The sequence below is a fragment of the Sporolactobacillus sp. STSJ-5 genome, assembly GCF_024385605.1.
GTDB lineage: Bacteria > Bacillota > Bacilli > Bacillales > Sporolactobacillaceae > Sporolactobacillus.
Map to the genome: position 1 here is coordinate 289,956 of NZ_JANFOJ010000002.1, position 14,186 is coordinate 304,141.

Below are 14,186 nucleotides of genomic sequence, written 5' to 3' on the forward strand. Positions count from 1 at the left end.
ATGAAAATTATTGCTGTTAAGGATAAAAATGAGATGAGCAGGAAGGCTGCTGAATTAATCATAGAAACTGTTCGCAAGAAACCGAATGCTGTGCTTGGGCTTGCGACTGGAGGGACACCTGAAGGGACATACAGAGAACTTGTTGCCGATCATCGTCAAAACGGAACAAGCTATCAACAGATTACGACAGTAAATCTTGATGAGTATGCCGGTATTGATCCAAAGGATCCCAATAGTTATCATGCCTATATGGCAAGTCATTTTTTTAATCATGTTGATCTTCCGGAGAATCAGAGCTATCTTCCAAGTAGCTCAGATCTTTCAGAGGAAGAGTCCAAGCACTATGATGATTTGATTGCCAGTCTTGGAGGTATCGATCTTCAACTGCTTGGAATAGGTCGAAACGGTCATATCGGATTTAATGAACCGGGAACGCCTTTAACGATTGGCACACATGTAGTACAATTAACGGAATCAACGCGTAAAGCCAACGCTCGTTATTTCAGGAGTCTTTCGGATGTTCCTGAACGAGCAGTTACTATGGGCATCGGAACCATTTTAAAGAGCAAAAGAATTCTTTTGATTGCATCCGGGGAGGAAAAAGCTGAGGCAATGAGCAAGCTGATCCACGCGTCTTTGCCTGACAGCAGCTTTCCTGCTTCTGCCCTTACACAGCATCCGGATGTTACCGTGATTGCCGATGAACCTGCATTATCTCTAATATCGATGAGCAAGGATTGATGAAATGATTGACCGTAAATCTCCGGTACCGATGTATTATCAAATTGAACAATACATTGAGCAGTTAATTGAAAACAGGAATTTGAAATCCGGTGATCAAATCCCATCTGAACGAGAATTTACCGATCAGTTTCATGTGTCGAGAATGACTGTGCGACAGGCTGTTATGAATTTGGTACATTCGGGGGTACTTATACGTATTAAAGGAAAAGGTACGTTTGTTTCGGATCAGAACAAAATTGAGAAATCTCTGCTTGGATTAAACGGATTCTCAGAGGATATGATCAGCCGTGGGATGAAACCTGGCAGTATTATGCTGAGTTTCACACGTGTGTGTGCTTCTGTCAAAGTAGCGGATCATCTCGCATTAGACGAGCATGATGATGTATTTGAAATCAAGCGAACACGTCTTGCTGATGATGAGCCGATGGCAATCGAAACCTCATATATTCCAGTTAAAATGGTACCTAATCTCACTGAGGAACAAGTCAGTCCGTCACTTTATCAATATATTGAGAGGCAGTGCGGGCTTCCTTTTGATCATGCCATTCAATCGATTGAGGCATCTGTTGTTACAGCCGAGGAAGCGAAGGTTCTGGATATTCCAAAGGGTTCTCCGATTTTATTAATCGAACGCTGCTCCTATTTGAAAAATGGATGTCCAATCGAATTGACAAAGTCATTATTCCGGGCTGATCGCTATAAATTTATGGCGACACTTCCTAGGGAATAAGCATTTAACTGTGCTTATTCTCTTTTTTATTTTTTAATACTACGTTTAAGGAGATAATAGCCAATGAGGATGGCTTTAAAAACTATTTATGATAAGAAAAACTTATTAATTAGATTTAATTAAATAAAATTTACTTAATTAAAAAATTCCCTTATGATTAGAGTAGAGAAAAGTGTAAAAACAGACGGGATGGTGAAACAATGGTGGCAGCTGCAGAAACAAGGGCATTGAAAAAAAATGATTTTTTCAATGCTCGAAACACGTTTAAAAGCAATGGGAAAACCATAAGTTTTTATCAATTAACCGCTTTGTCGGAATATGGTGACGTCGAGAGATTGCCTTATTCAATAAAGGTGTTATTGGAAGCCGTTCTGCGACAATGCGATGGAAAAGTGATCAAAAGAGAACATGTAGAAAATTTAGCGAAGTGGGGAACTGCAACCCTTGATAAGAACATTGACGTTCCGTTTAACCCTTCACGAATTATTCTTCAGGACTTTACGGGAGTGCCCGCAGTCGTGGATTTAGCTTCTTTGCGTAAGGCTATGGCCGATTTAGGCGGAGATCCGGAAAAGATTAATCCGGAAAAACCGGTCGATCTTGTTGTCGATCACTCGGTTCAAGTTGATCGATTCGGATCGAACCAAGCGCTTCTTTTTAATATGGAGCGGGAATTTGAGCGAAACGAAGAACGGTATAAATTTTTGAAATGGGCGCAATCCTCATTTGAAAATTTTCGAGCAGTACCTCCTGCTACCGGCATTGTTCATCAAGTGAATCTTGAATATTTGGCTTCTGTAGTTCATGCAGTGGACGAGGGAAAAGGAGAACTATTGGCATATCCGGATACACTAGTCGGAACGGATTCGCATACGACCATGATCAATGGGTTGGGCGTTCTCGGATGGGGCGTCGGAGGTATTGAAGCCGAAGCAGGTATGCTTGGGCAGCCTTCCTATTTTCCTGTACCTGACGTGATCGGTGTTCGGATTGTCGGCAGCCTCCCTAATGGAGCAACTGCTACAGATTTAGCACTTCGAGTGACACAGCTCCTGCGCGAGGAAAGTGTTGTCGGAAAATTTGTTGAATTTTTCGGACCAAGTCTTTCACACATGTCGCTTGCTGATCGTGCAACGGTTTCCAACATGTCACCGGAAAACGGAGCAACTGCAACTTTCTTCCCGGTAGACCAGGTCACTTTAGATTACTTGCGCCTGACCGGACGTACGGAAGAACAGGTTCAGCTCGTTGAAGATTATTGCAAAGCAAATGGAATGTTCTATACACCGGAGGCAATGGATCCTCACTTTACAAAGGTCTTAGAGATGGATCTGTCAGAAGTCCAATCGTCATTGGCGGGACCAAAACGTCCGCAGGATCGAATTGCGTTAACAGGAATGAAAAATGAATTTGAATCCTCGCTAACACGTCCTGCAGGGAATCGCGGCTTTGGCTTTGACAAAGAGGAATTGACGAAATCAGCTGAAGTCGCATATGAAGACGGATCAAAAGAAAAGTTAAGTACCGGTGCTGTGGTCATTGCGGCAATTACGAGTTGTACGAATACAAGTAATCCGAGCGTCATGATTGGAGCTGGATTAGTTGCAAAAAAAGCGGTTGAAAAGGGATTGACAGTTCCGGCGTATGTCAAGACAAGCCTGGCTCCAGGCTCTAAAGTAGTAACCGACTACTTGGAGAAGGCAGGACTTATTCCTTACCTCGAAAAATTAGGATTTAATGTGGTTGGTTACGGATGCACCACATGTATTGGAAATTCCGGACCGCTTCCGCAAGCAGTAGAAAAAGCAATAACTGATCAGGATCTTACTGTATCTGCTGTTCTATCCGGTAATCGCAACTTCGAAGGACGTATCCATCCGCTAATTCGTGCCAACTATCTTGCTTCTCCGCCGCTTGTTGTGGCATACGCATTGGCAGGGACGGTTGATTTTGATATGGATCATGAGTCATTTGGAAAAGATCCTCAGGGGAATGATGTCTACTTTAAAGACATCTGGCCGTCAAGCGACGAAATCGAAGCAGTCATGAACCGTTCCGTTGGCCCTGAGAGCTTTAAGAAGGAATATGAGCGTGTTTTTGTTGAAAATGAGCGCTGGAATGCCATTCAGACAAGCGAAGGCGAACTGTATGATTGGGATGAAGCTTCTACTTATATTCAAAATCCGCCTTTCTTTGAAAGTCTTTCTGCAGAATTAAATGAAATTAAACCTCTTGAATCCATGCGAGTTATTGGGAAATTCGGCGATTCGGTGACAACCGATCATATTTCACCGGCCGGTTCAATTGCTCCAAAAAGTCCTGCAGGACAGTATCTGCTTGAGAAAGGCGTTAAGACCTACGATTTCAACTCGTATGGTTCCAGACGCGGCAACCATGAAGTCATGATGCGCGGAACGTTTGCTAATGTTCGGATCCGCAATCAAATTGCACCAGGTACTGAAGGCGGATTTACCACCTATTGGCCGACTCATGAATTGATGCCGATCTATGATGCTGCGATGAATTACAAAAAGAACGGTACGGACTTGATCGTCTTGGCAGGCAAAGATTACGGTATGGGGAGTTCAAGAGACTGGGCAGCAAAAGGAACCAATTTATTAGGAATTAAAGCGGTCATTGCACAAAGCTATGAACGAATTCATCGAAGTAATTTGGTGATGATGGGTGTGCTTCCTTTACAATTCTGTGAAGGACAAAGTGCTGATTCACTTGGATTAACCGGGGAAGAAGCCATTACTGTCTCAATAGACGAAAATGTAAAACCCGGTGATTCAGTTCAGGCAGAAGCAGCGTCCTCTGATGGCCGGAAAATTCAATTTGAAGTGATTGTTCGTTTCGACAGTGAAGTGGAGATTGATTATTATCGCAATGGCGGTATCCTTCAAACTGTTCTCAGAAGAAAACTTGCTGAATAATTTTTTCAACTAAATGTATTATTTATGTTTAAGTGGGCATGATAATGAACGAAGGAGTTCATTTAGTGCCTTCAAACATTCGGATTGTTTTCTAGGGAGTGGGTTCCGTTGGAAAGGTCTATGATTGATCCTATGGTTGTCACAAAGTTCTTTTTTTAAAGGATTTCCAGAAAAGATTCGATTTGGATGAAAAAACTTCATATGACTTCTTCAACAAAAAAGAGGCTGTCCTTTAAAAAGGACAGCCTCTTTCAAATGATTAATTCATTTGCTTCGGTAGATCAAATAGGAAAGCAATCAGTGCGCACATGCCGCGGTCAAAATTCTGCAGATGAAAGTGCTCATTCGGCGCATGAAAGTTTTCACTGTCCAGCCCAAATCCCATAAGTATGGGAGCAAGACCAAGCTTGTCATGAAATGTATTAACGATTGGAACCGATCCGCCCTGACGAGAAAGAATCGCCTTCGTGTGAAACGCTTCTTCGAGGGCATTATGTGCAGCTTTGAGAGCCGGATGATCCACGGGCATGCTGAATGGTTCCGCATGATCCATCAGCTCAACGTCCAGCTTCACACCGGCAGGAAGTTGTTCTCTAAGATGTTTTTTAAGAAGTGCACCAATGAGTGCAGGATCCTGATCAGGAACGAGTCGGCATGTAATTTTTGCTATTGCTGTCGAAGGAATAACTGTTTTTAAACCTTCCCCTTGAAATCCGCCAAAGAGGCCGTTTATTTCTAATGTCGGCCGCGACCATATACGTGCGACAGTAGAATAACCTTCTTCACCATATAATGAAGAAACATCAAGTTCCTTTTTCAATGCTTCGTCATTAGACAATTTCGTGCACGTGATCCGCTCCTCATCGGTAAGTGGTATCACTTGGTCGTAAAAGCCGTCCACCGTAACATGTCCTTTTTTATCATGCAAGGTTGCCAGCAACTCAACCATTGCATGGAGGGTATTTTGCACAGCACCGCCGTAGACGCCTGAATGCAGATCGCCCTTTGGACCCTGAAGACGAACCTCAAGCCCGCAGAGTCCTCGAAGTGCATAGCTTACAGCCGGCTGATCCATACTCAGCATGGTCGTATCTGATACAAGCAGTACATCCGCTTTAAGCAGATCAAGATGATCATCAACAAAATCGTCCAGATGTGCACTGCCGATCTCTTCCTCGCCTTCGAAACAAAATTTAATGTTAACCGGCAGTTCACCGGTTGCCTCAAGAATTACCTCTGCCATTTTTGCCAGCATAAATACCTGCCCTTTATCATCACTGGTTCCCCGGCCGTATATAATATTGTCCTTAATAACCGGTTTAAATGGATCGGTGTTCCATTTGTCGATCGGATCCACCGGTTGTACGTCATAATGGCCGTAGCATAGAACAGTCGGCTTGCCTGCGGCTTTAAGATAATCTGCATAGATGACAGGATGTCCCGCCGTTTCCAAAATCTGCACATGCTCCAGTCCTCCGTTTGCTAAATCATCGGCAAGCCATTGTGCAGCCTTTCTTACGTCTGCTTTGTGCGTAGAATCGGAACTGATGCTCGGAATAGAAAGAAATTCAATCATTTGTTTTAAATATCGATCACGATTTTTTTCAAGTATGTTGTTGATTTGATTATCCATGGAAAAGCCTCCTGTATTAAAATAACCTCTCTATTGTAACAGATTGATTTAGCGTAAGACAAAGTGGTGATCTGAGGTTTGAAAAAAGAAGTTGAGGGTAATACTACGTATATAACGAAAAATTCACATAATTTACGCTTATTCAAAAAAAACAGGTAAACTAATTAAAATGGTGGATAAGCAGAAAGGTGGTCTTGTAATGAGAAAACGTGACAGTATTAAAGAATTGATTCAAAAAAACAAGTCAGAAATTCTCAGAGATGAGAAGCTTTTGGAAAAAATCGAAGTTAAAATCGACGATAGGCATGCAGTAAAATAAATTGCGAGAAAATGATAACGGATTCAAGATAGCGGCAACTAAAAAACAGCGTTCATCGCTGTTTTTTGGTTTTTACTTAGTATACATATGTTAAACTGATTACAGTTCTTTGTATGCAGTTCAGAGGTGAATAAAAATGGCACAAAAAGAAATTGAAGTTGTTCCCTATAATGAGGATTGGATTAACGAATATAAAAGAGAAGCTGCACGTATCGCACATATTATGGGAACAAATTTGCAGGCAATTCATCATATTGGAAGTACGGCAATTCCAGGATTAGCTGCCAAACCGACAATTGATATTCTTGCTGAAGTACAAAGCTTGGGGGATACTGATCTCATTCAAGCTGGATTTTCAAAATTAGGTTATGAATCATTTGGCGAGCACGGTATTCACGGACGCCGTTATTTTGTAAAAAAAGACGGATTGGGAAATCACTTGATTCATCTTCATATCTTTGAAGCAGATACAGAGAATGTCATCAGGCATTTGGCATTTCGCGATTATTTGCGAACACATGATGATGATGCGGCTTTTTACAGCCAATTGAAGATCCAATTGGCAGAGCAATTTCCTGATGATCGTGAGGACTATTCAGCAGGTAAAAATGAAGCTTGCAAGCGAATTGAAGAAATTGCATTACAATGGTGGTATGAGGCATAACGCAAGGTAAGAGGGGTGCGAGTTATTAAAAAGAAAGTTATTTACAGTGCTATTGCACTACTAGCGGTCACTGCGGTATCCATTCTTATATTTCTGCACTTTGGGAAAAGTGCCGCACCAAAAAAAGAACCGAAACTATTGAACTATAAAATTGTTGCACTTGGCGATTCATTGACAGAAGGGGTAGGAGATCTTGAAAATCAAGGCTATGTGGGAGCAACGTATAAAGCACTCAAGGTAAAGAAAAATGTTAAGAATGTATCCATACGGGATTTGGGACATCGGGGCGATACATCCTCAGATCTGTTAAAGAAATTACAGCAGCCTAAATTTATTGAATCGATAAAGGAATCAAATACGGTATTCCTGACGATCGGCGGTAATGATATTGTTGCTGTTTTACACCAACATTTTCTCGATCTGCATCAAAGTGATTTTACAAAGCGCCGAAAGGTTTTTTCATCGAATTTAAACAAAATATTGTCTGAAATACGCGGGTTGAATCCGAAAGCACATATCTATTTTTTTGGTCTGTATAATCCGTTCGAGGATTATTTGGGTAAAGCGAATAAAGATTTTGTCCCGATCCTGAATGAGTGGAATACAAACAGCAAAAGAATCAGTGAAAGCTATGCTCCTATCTCTTTTGTGCCGACCAGTGATCTGTTCCAGGGGAAAACCGACAGTTTGCTCTATGATGATCATTTTCATCCCAATAAAGAAGGCTATGCAAAAATGTCTCATCGTCTGCTTCAGTATATTAAAAACAGTAACGTGAATAAACAACACTGACCGATATGTTTCTGTGGATAATGCATCGAATCAGGGATTGTCGGTTTTTACGGTAGGGGCATATAATCAGACTATAAAGGATTGAGGGGGAACCGTCAGTGGCAATTGTATTATATCAGGATCAGTTTATTGATCGCAGCAAGGCAAAAGTTGACATTGAAGACAGAGGCTATCAGTTTGGAGACGGCATTTACGAAGCGATGATGGTTTACAGCGGTCGTATTTTTTTATTAGATCCTCATATGAAGCGTCTTGAGCGCAGCGCACGCGAACTCAACTTAACATTACCATACAGTGCCGATCATATTGTTGATAATATAAAAAAATTAGTTGAACTGAATCATCTTGATGACGGCGTCGTTTATTTTCAAATCACACGAGGTGCGGCTCCTCGCCAGCATTTTTTCCCAGACAATACACCCACAGTCATTACCGGCTCGGTCTCAAGCAAGATACGTGATGTTTCTAAAAGACCTCAGGGAATTAAAGCGGTTCTCGCTGATGATATTCGCTGGCTGCGCTGTGATATTAAAACACTCAATTTGCTGGGCAACGTGCTTGCAAAGCAGAAAGCGCATGTGTCAGGTGCAGGTGAAGCCATTCTGCATCGCGGCTCAACAGTTACTGAAGGTTCCTCAAGCAATGTGTTTATCATTAAAGATGGAACACTAATAACACATCCCGCCGATCATCTTATTCTGAATGGAATTACACGGCTCTTTGTATTTGATCTCGCAAAAAAGTTGAATATACCGCTTGTTCAGCGAGAGTTCACCGTTGATGAACTGCTTGACGCCGATGAAGTATTCATTACAAGTACAAGCAACGAGGTGAATCCGGTGCTTCAGATTGATGATCACTTGATCAATGGCGGGGAACAGGGCCCAATCGAAAAGAAACTGATTGATGCCTACGATGCAGAGGTAGAGAGGATTCGAGCTGTTCCGCTCGCATAAATCATTTGTATCAGGGGCGTTAATAGAATAAGATGTCAAAATAAAAAGCGCGTCTCGCTAAATGCGAAACGCGCTTTTTATTTGCCCTTCATTCCATATGCATGATTGGCCACCAATGATGTCCATTCTTTTCAAGCAACTCATCCGCAGAAGCCGGTCCCATGGATCCAGCTTCATAATAGTCAACGGGAACTCGGCGTTTTTTCCAAGAATCAACGATTGAATCAATAATTTCCCACGAATAGGCAACTTCGTCCCATCGCGTGAAATTTGTAGAATCGCCTTTAATGCAATCAGCCATGAGCCTCTCATAGGCGTCTTGCATATTTTCCATCGCGAGTTCATTGTTACGAAATTTGAGCGAAATGGGAATCGTATTACCTGTTTCCCCAGTTTCTTTTACATTTAACTTAAGCGAAAGACCTTCATCTGGTGAGATATAAATCACGAGCAAATTTGGACCCACGTGATTGACATTATGGAAGTAAGGGTTCTTTGGCAATTTCTTAAACTGAATAACAATTTGAGTAGACTTTTCAGCCAGACATTTACCTGTACGGATATAAAAGGGTACCCCTTGCCAACGATAATTATCAATTAAAAACTTAGCAGCAACAAAGGTTTCGGTATCCGAATCGCTTCTAATATTGTCTTCATCCAAATAGGCTCTTAATTTTTTTCGATCTGGCGTTATCCCTCTGGAATACTGTCCGCGAACGATTTGTTCGACAACGTTGTTAATATGCATAGGACGGATTGCTTTTAAAACCTTGACCTTTTCGTAACGCACATCATTTGTTTCGAATCGGGCAGGCGGTTCCATTGCGATGAGTGTCAAAAGCTGCATAATATGATTTTGAACCATGTCTAGTAACGCGCCGGTTTGATCGTAATAATTAGCACGATCTCCGACACCAAGAGTTTCACTGAGCGTTATTTGAACGTTTGAGATATAACGGCGATTCCATATTGCCTCAAAAATAGGATTTGCAAACCGCAATACTTCAATATTTTGAACCATCTCTTTGCCGAGATAGTGATCAATTCGGTAGATCTCTTTTTCATTAAATGCATGAAGCAGACTTTCATTTAATTCTTTTGATGAATCAAAGTTATGTCCAAATGGTTTCTCAATAATTAAACGTTTCCATCCCGGAGTCGTTGATAATCCGGATTTTTTCAAATTTTGTGCGGCCTGTGCAAAATAGCACGGAGCAAGGGAAAGGTAGAATATCCGATTTCCATGCAGTTGGTAGCGTTCGTCAAGTTCATCACAAAAACTTTTTAATGCAACAAAATTTTCCGGACGTGTGATATCAAGTCGACGATAATAAAAACGTGATAGAAAATGCTTGCGCGGCCCAGCTTCTGAAGGCAGCGAGTCGTTAATCAAATCCCGAAATGATTCATCAGTGTGTGCACGGCGAGCTAAGCCGATTACTGCAAATTCTTGATCCCTGGTATAAAGTCGATAAAGAGCTGAATAAAGTTTTCTTCTGGCTAAATCACCTGTTGCTCCAAAAAGAAAAATTAATACTGGCTCTTTTGACGTTTCGATCATTATTGATTTCCCTCGTTCCTCGTTCATTATGCTTAAATGTTATCACACTTTTTAGCTAATGTGTTACACTTTATTCCTAATTCGTATGAAATGAATGTGAACAATGACCATTATTGACGGAATATAAAGGTTTCAATCTGTTTTTAATTGACGGAATATAAGGGTTTCAATCTGTTTTTAAAAGTTGCGTCCATTGCATTTCATGTCTGTACATGTTAAGGTGAATTTATGTGTTTAGGTAATCATAGGGATGGAAGAGGTTTACTTTTGAAAACAATGATGAAATCTCGTTCAATGTTTAGTAGGCATTTTCCGTCCGCCGCGGGGAATGCCTAATCATTTGTTTGATAAAACTAAACAGGATAAAAGGAGATAGTATAGCTTAATGAAATTTGCAGAACTTAAAATTAGTGAAGAAATCAAAAAGGCGACCGAAAGAATGGGATTTACAGATATGACTCCTATTCAAGAGCAGGCGATTCCGGTTGCTGAAACAGGTGTAGATTTAATTGGTCAAGCACAAACCGGCACAGGAAAAACAACTGCTTTCGGTATTCCAATGATCGAGGCGGCGGATCCTCAGGATACGGATATTCAAGGCGTGGTGATTACACCTACGCGTGAACTTGCGATTCAGAATGCTCAGGAGCTTAGTGCTCTAGGCTTTTATAAAAAGGTTAGAACAGTCGCAATTTACGGTGGACAGGATATTCAAAGACAGATCCGCGATTTAAAAAGGCGTCCGAGCATCATTTCCGCAACACCAGGCCGTTTACTCGACCATATTAAAAGAAGGACAATCCGTTTAGATCAAATTAAGATGATTGTTCTTGATGAAGCAGATGAAATGCTGAACATGGGTTTTATTGAAGATATCCATGAAATTTTGGAAAGCACTCCGCAAAATCGTCAGACGCTTCTGTTCTCAGCAACAATGCCGAGACCAATTCAGCTGCTTGCAGAAAAGTTTATGCACGAACCGCAAAAGGTTCAAGTTAAAGCAAAAACGCTGACAGTATCATTAATTGAACAAAATTATGTAAAGGTTAGAGAAGCAGAAAAGTTTGATGCTCTGACTCGCTTCCTGGACATTCAAACACCTGAACGTGCAATCGTCTTTGGACGCACAAAACGTCGGGTTGATGAATTAATGAGAGCATTGCAAAAACGCGGTTATGAAGCGGAAGGAATCCACGGTGATTTAACACAATCAAAGCGTGACCTTGTGCTTCGCCGTTTTAAACAAAATGAAGTCAAACTTCTGATTGCAACAGATGTCGCTGCTCGCGGTCTGGACATCAGCAATGTGACACATGTCTACAATTTTGATCTTCCACAAGATCCGGAAAGCTATGTACACAGAATCGGACGTACCGGACGTGCCGGCAAAACCGGTATGGCACTTACGTTTATTACACCGAGCGAATTTCCACATCTTCGTTCCATCGAACGCTTGACAAAGCAACCGATGAAGCAAATTAATGCACCGAGCTATGAAGAAGCACTAGCCGGTCAACAAAAATTGGCAATTGATAATTTAAAGGAGACACTCGAATCCGGAAATTATCATGCTTACGCCTCAAAAGCGCAAGGACTGCTTGACGATTTTGATGCGGCTGATCTTGTAGCTGCTGCGTTAAAGCTTATTACCAAAGAACCAGATACGACTCCAGTGCGTCTGACACGTGAGCAACCGTTGATGGTAAAGCGTTCTTCTGGTCGTCAACAACGAGGCGGAAAAGGAAGAAATTCTTACCATTCACGGGAACGTGATCACCGCCAAGGTAATAATAATAGGGGAAGAAGTAAACAAAAATCGCAACGTTATTAATCAATAATGTTGATCATTCTGAAGAAGCCGTATAGGCTTCTTTTTTTTATTGTTTGATTTTGTTTTAACTGTTAAATATAACCAAATTAATCAAAATAATTAGAAAAAAAGAAAGAAAATTAATCTAAATGGTTGTAACTTTCAGAAAAGTAGTGTAGAATAATAAAAAGTGCAAAGGGGGCAATAAAGATGAACAATGATCACTCTTTCCAGGATAATACGAAGGCGCTTGTTGTATACAAAGAACAGCAGGCGAAGGTCTCAGTTGTCGAAATGTATGCCCAGATGATCCTTGATGAAATGGAATTCAATCAAAAAGTGAAGAATTTACGAGAGAAGATTGATGAAAGTTTGGATTCAAGGAACGAAGCACTTTTTATGAAGCTCACTACGGAATATACGGCATTAACCCGCTGATACTCTATATATGCGCGGGTTTAATAGAAGGAAACGAATGGTGGTTGTCAGTCAAGGGTGAACGATTCATCTTTTTTCCCCACGTCATTCATTTGTTTTCACAGGTTATTAAAAAACGGACTCGATTAATGCGAGTCCGTTTTTTATATGCTCCAACCAGTTGATTTGTTAAGCCCTAGTGCTGCTTTTCAATCGTTTGTCCGCCAGTAGGCCATTCAGCAAGGAGCATACCGAGCAGAATAAGCAGCGATCCGGTTAATTCGCTTGGACCAAAACGAGCATTTTGGAACAGAACAGAAGTCCATGCAGCAAATACAGGTTCCATAATATAAATGATCCCGACATGGGTTGCAGGCGTTTCCTTTTGCAGAGCTGTCTGAAGAAGAAAGGCAAATGCCGTTGCAAAGAGTGCCATAAATAGAACGACGATAATCACATCACCCTGGAATAAGATATGTAAATTAAATGCCTCTCCGCCTTCGAAAATATAACCTGTAATAAAAGCGAATAGGGCAACAAAAGCAAGTTGAACGATGGTTAATGATAGGCTGTTGAATTGTTCGGTAACTTTTGCTGTGAAAATAATATGCAGAGCAAAGGTGACAGCACTGACCAAGACGATGACATCACCTTTGTTGAGAGAAAACTGACCTCTTGTGGTTAAAAAGAACAGTCCGACAGCGGCGAAAATCACACCAATGACCGCTGCTTTATGCGGTGCGTTTCGTAATAAAATTGCTGAAAAAATGGGGACAAGTACGACACTTAATCCGGTAATGAATGCGGCATTGGATGCGGATGTATAAAGAAGACCAATCGTTTGGCACACATAACCTGCAAACAAAAAACCGCCAAGAAGCGCTCCAGAACCAATTAATTTCCAACTGTAGAGGACATTCGCAGACTTACGTTTCTTAGAAGTGAAAAATTGCCATGAGATAAGGAAAAGGGCAGCGAAAAAAAATCTCCAGGCATTGAAGGTCAACGGTGTTAGTTGGTTAAGAATATTTTGCACAATAATGAATGTTGTGCCCCATACAAATGTAATTCCAAGTAAAGCAGAATCGGCGAAGAGTACACGTTTAAGAGTCATGAATCAGCCTCCTTTTTTTGTTTTGCACGCATTTGTTTTTGGATTGCGAGTCGAGCGAGCGCATCAGCATTTTTATTTTGTTTATCGGGAATCCATTTGCAGAAGAACAGGTCGAAGCGATCAACTAAGGGCAACGCTTCATTAAGATAAGGAATAAACTGCTCGTTTTTAACATGGCGTTTTTCTATGGCTTCGTTGACGAGTTGCGAATCGGTACGAAACGAGACTGTTCTATAACCCATTTCAAGGGCATAATGCATCGCAGCGACACAAGCGGCGAACTCCGCCTCATGATTGCTAGTAAGTACGCCGAATGGCAGCGAACGACGAATTTCCTTTCCGTTTCCTTCATTTATATAGATCCCGCCTCCTGCAAGGCCAGGATTGCTGATCGCAGCACCATCAAATGAGATTTCAATCACATCAGTCACGTCCTCTACTTCGTACAAACTTAATTTTGTCACGTGAAATCGTAACCTGTCGTTTTAGCTTCGCTCACATTATGTTATC

General features: G+C 41.3%; 13 protein-coding genes. 9 read left to right on the plus strand and 4 right to left on the minus strand.

Annotation, left to right across the window (positions count from 1 at the left end; all coding sequences use genetic code 11):
* The 3 genes from nagB to acnA all read left to right on the plus strand — a co-directional run bounded on the left by nagB (window position 1) and on the right by acnA (window position 4,410).
* Complete coding sequence (nagB, locus tag NOM01_RS03555; RefSeq protein WP_255746460.1) at window positions 1-741, plus strand: glucosamine-6-phosphate deaminase; 741 nt, start codon at window positions 1-3, stop codon at window positions 739-741.
* Window positions 742-745: 4 nt separating this feature from the next.
* Complete coding sequence (locus NOM01_RS03560; RefSeq protein WP_255746462.1) at window positions 746-1,474, plus strand: GntR family transcriptional regulator; 729 nt, start codon at window positions 746-748, stop codon at window positions 1,472-1,474.
* A 227-nt stretch (window positions 1,475-1,701) separates the two neighbouring features.
* Entirely contained in the window at window positions 1,702-4,410 is a 2,709-nt protein-coding gene (acnA, locus tag NOM01_RS03565) for an aconitate hydratase AcnA (protein ID WP_255746627.1), read from the plus strand.
* Between the two features lie 259 nt (window positions 4,411-4,669).
* Here the strand turns inward: acnA and NOM01_RS03570 are convergent, their stop codons facing one another.
* On the minus strand, window positions 4,670-6,043 hold the full coding sequence (locus NOM01_RS03570) for a dipeptidase (RefSeq protein ID WP_255746464.1): 1,374 nt from the start codon (window positions 6,041-6,043) through the stop codon (window positions 4,670-4,672).
* 199 nt (window positions 6,044-6,242) lie between these two features.
* Here NOM01_RS03570 and NOM01_RS03575 point away from each other — a divergent pair, with 199 nt between their 5' ends.
* The 4 genes from NOM01_RS03575 (at window position 6,243) to dat (ending at window position 8,774) form a co-directional block, all read left to right on the plus strand.
* Window positions 6,243-6,362, plus strand: a complete 120-nt coding sequence (locus tag NOM01_RS03575; protein WP_255746466.1) for an FbpB family small basic protein — start codon at window positions 6,243-6,245, stop codon at window positions 6,360-6,362.
* Between the two features lie 136 nt (window positions 6,363-6,498).
* On the plus strand, window positions 6,499-7,026 hold the full coding sequence (locus NOM01_RS03580; protein WP_255746468.1) for a GrpB family protein: 528 nt from the start codon (window positions 6,499-6,501) through the stop codon (window positions 7,024-7,026).
* 15 nt (window positions 7,027-7,041) lie between these two features.
* Window positions 7,042-7,818: an SGNH/GDSL hydrolase family protein gene (locus NOM01_RS03585; RefSeq protein ID WP_255746469.1), complete on the plus strand. Its 777-nt coding sequence runs from the start codon at window positions 7,042-7,044 to the stop codon at window positions 7,816-7,818.
* 98 nt (window positions 7,819-7,916) lie between these two features.
* Entirely contained in the window at window positions 7,917-8,774 is an 858-nt protein-coding gene (gene dat, locus NOM01_RS03590) for a D-amino-acid transaminase (RefSeq protein ID WP_255746471.1), read from the plus strand.
* A gap of 88 nt (window positions 8,775-8,862) precedes the next feature.
* Here the strand turns inward: dat and zwf are convergent, their stop codons facing one another.
* Window positions 8,863-10,335 (minus strand): glucose-6-phosphate dehydrogenase, encoded by a 1,473-nt coding sequence (gene zwf, locus NOM01_RS03595; RefSeq protein WP_255746472.1) that lies wholly within the window; start codon window positions 10,333-10,335, stop codon window positions 8,863-8,865.
* 385 nt (window positions 10,336-10,720) lie between these two features.
* Here zwf and cshA point away from each other — a divergent pair, with 385 nt between their 5' ends.
* Both cshA and NOM01_RS03605 read left to right on the plus strand, forming a co-directional pair.
* Complete coding sequence (cshA, locus tag NOM01_RS03600; RefSeq protein WP_255746473.1) at window positions 10,721-12,166, plus strand: degradosome RNA helicase CshA; 1,446 nt, start codon at window positions 10,721-10,723, stop codon at window positions 12,164-12,166.
* A gap of 189 nt (window positions 12,167-12,355) precedes the next feature.
* Complete coding sequence (locus NOM01_RS03605; protein ID WP_255746474.1) at window positions 12,356-12,583, plus strand: IDEAL domain-containing protein; 228 nt, start codon at window positions 12,356-12,358, stop codon at window positions 12,581-12,583.
* Between the two features lie 175 nt (window positions 12,584-12,758).
* Here NOM01_RS03605 and NOM01_RS03610 read toward each other — a convergent pair whose 3' ends face one another.
* Both NOM01_RS03610 and NOM01_RS03615 read right to left on the minus strand, forming a co-directional pair.
* Window positions 12,759-13,676, minus strand: coding sequence for a DMT family transporter (locus NOM01_RS03610; RefSeq protein WP_255746476.1), 918 nt, complete (start codon window positions 13,674-13,676; stop codon window positions 12,759-12,761).
* On the minus strand, window positions 13,673-14,098 hold the full coding sequence (locus NOM01_RS03615) for a reverse transcriptase-like protein (protein WP_255746628.1): 426 nt from the start codon (window positions 14,096-14,098) through the stop codon (window positions 13,673-13,675). Before NOM01_RS03615 ends, NOM01_RS03610 begins: the two co-directional genes overlap by 4 nt.
* Window positions 14,099-14,186: the final 88 nt, after the last annotated feature.

Excerpts from the sequence above, each read along its gene's own strand:
- nagB (WP_255746460.1), top strand. The coding sequence starts at position 1 with ATGAAAATTATTGCTGTTAAGGATAAAAATGAGATGAGCAGGAAGGCT.
- NOM01_RS03560 (WP_255746462.1), top strand. The coding sequence starts at position 746 with ATGATTGACCGTAAATCTCCGGTACCGATGTATTATCAAATTGAACAA.
- NOM01_RS03570 (WP_255746464.1), bottom strand. The coding sequence starts at position 6,043 with ATGGATAATCAAATCAACAACATACTTGAAAAAAATCGTGATCGATAT.
- NOM01_RS03575 (WP_255746466.1), top strand. The coding sequence starts at position 6,243 with ATGAGAAAACGTGACAGTATTAAAGAATTGATTCAAAAAAACAAGTCA.
- NOM01_RS03580 (WP_255746468.1), top strand. The coding sequence starts at position 6,499 with ATGGCACAAAAAGAAATTGAAGTTGTTCCCTATAATGAGGATTGGATT.
- zwf (WP_255746472.1), bottom strand. The coding sequence starts at position 10,335 with ATGATCGAAACGTCAAAAGAGCCAGTATTAATTTTTCTTTTTGGAGCA.
- cshA (WP_255746473.1), top strand. The coding sequence starts at position 10,721 with ATGAAATTTGCAGAACTTAAAATTAGTGAAGAAATCAAAAAGGCGACC.
- NOM01_RS03605 (WP_255746474.1), top strand. The coding sequence starts at position 12,356 with ATGAACAATGATCACTCTTTCCAGGATAATACGAAGGCGCTTGTTGTA.
- NOM01_RS03610 (WP_255746476.1), bottom strand. The coding sequence starts at position 13,676 with ATGACTCTTAAACGTGTACTCTTCGCCGATTCTGCTTTACTTGGAATT.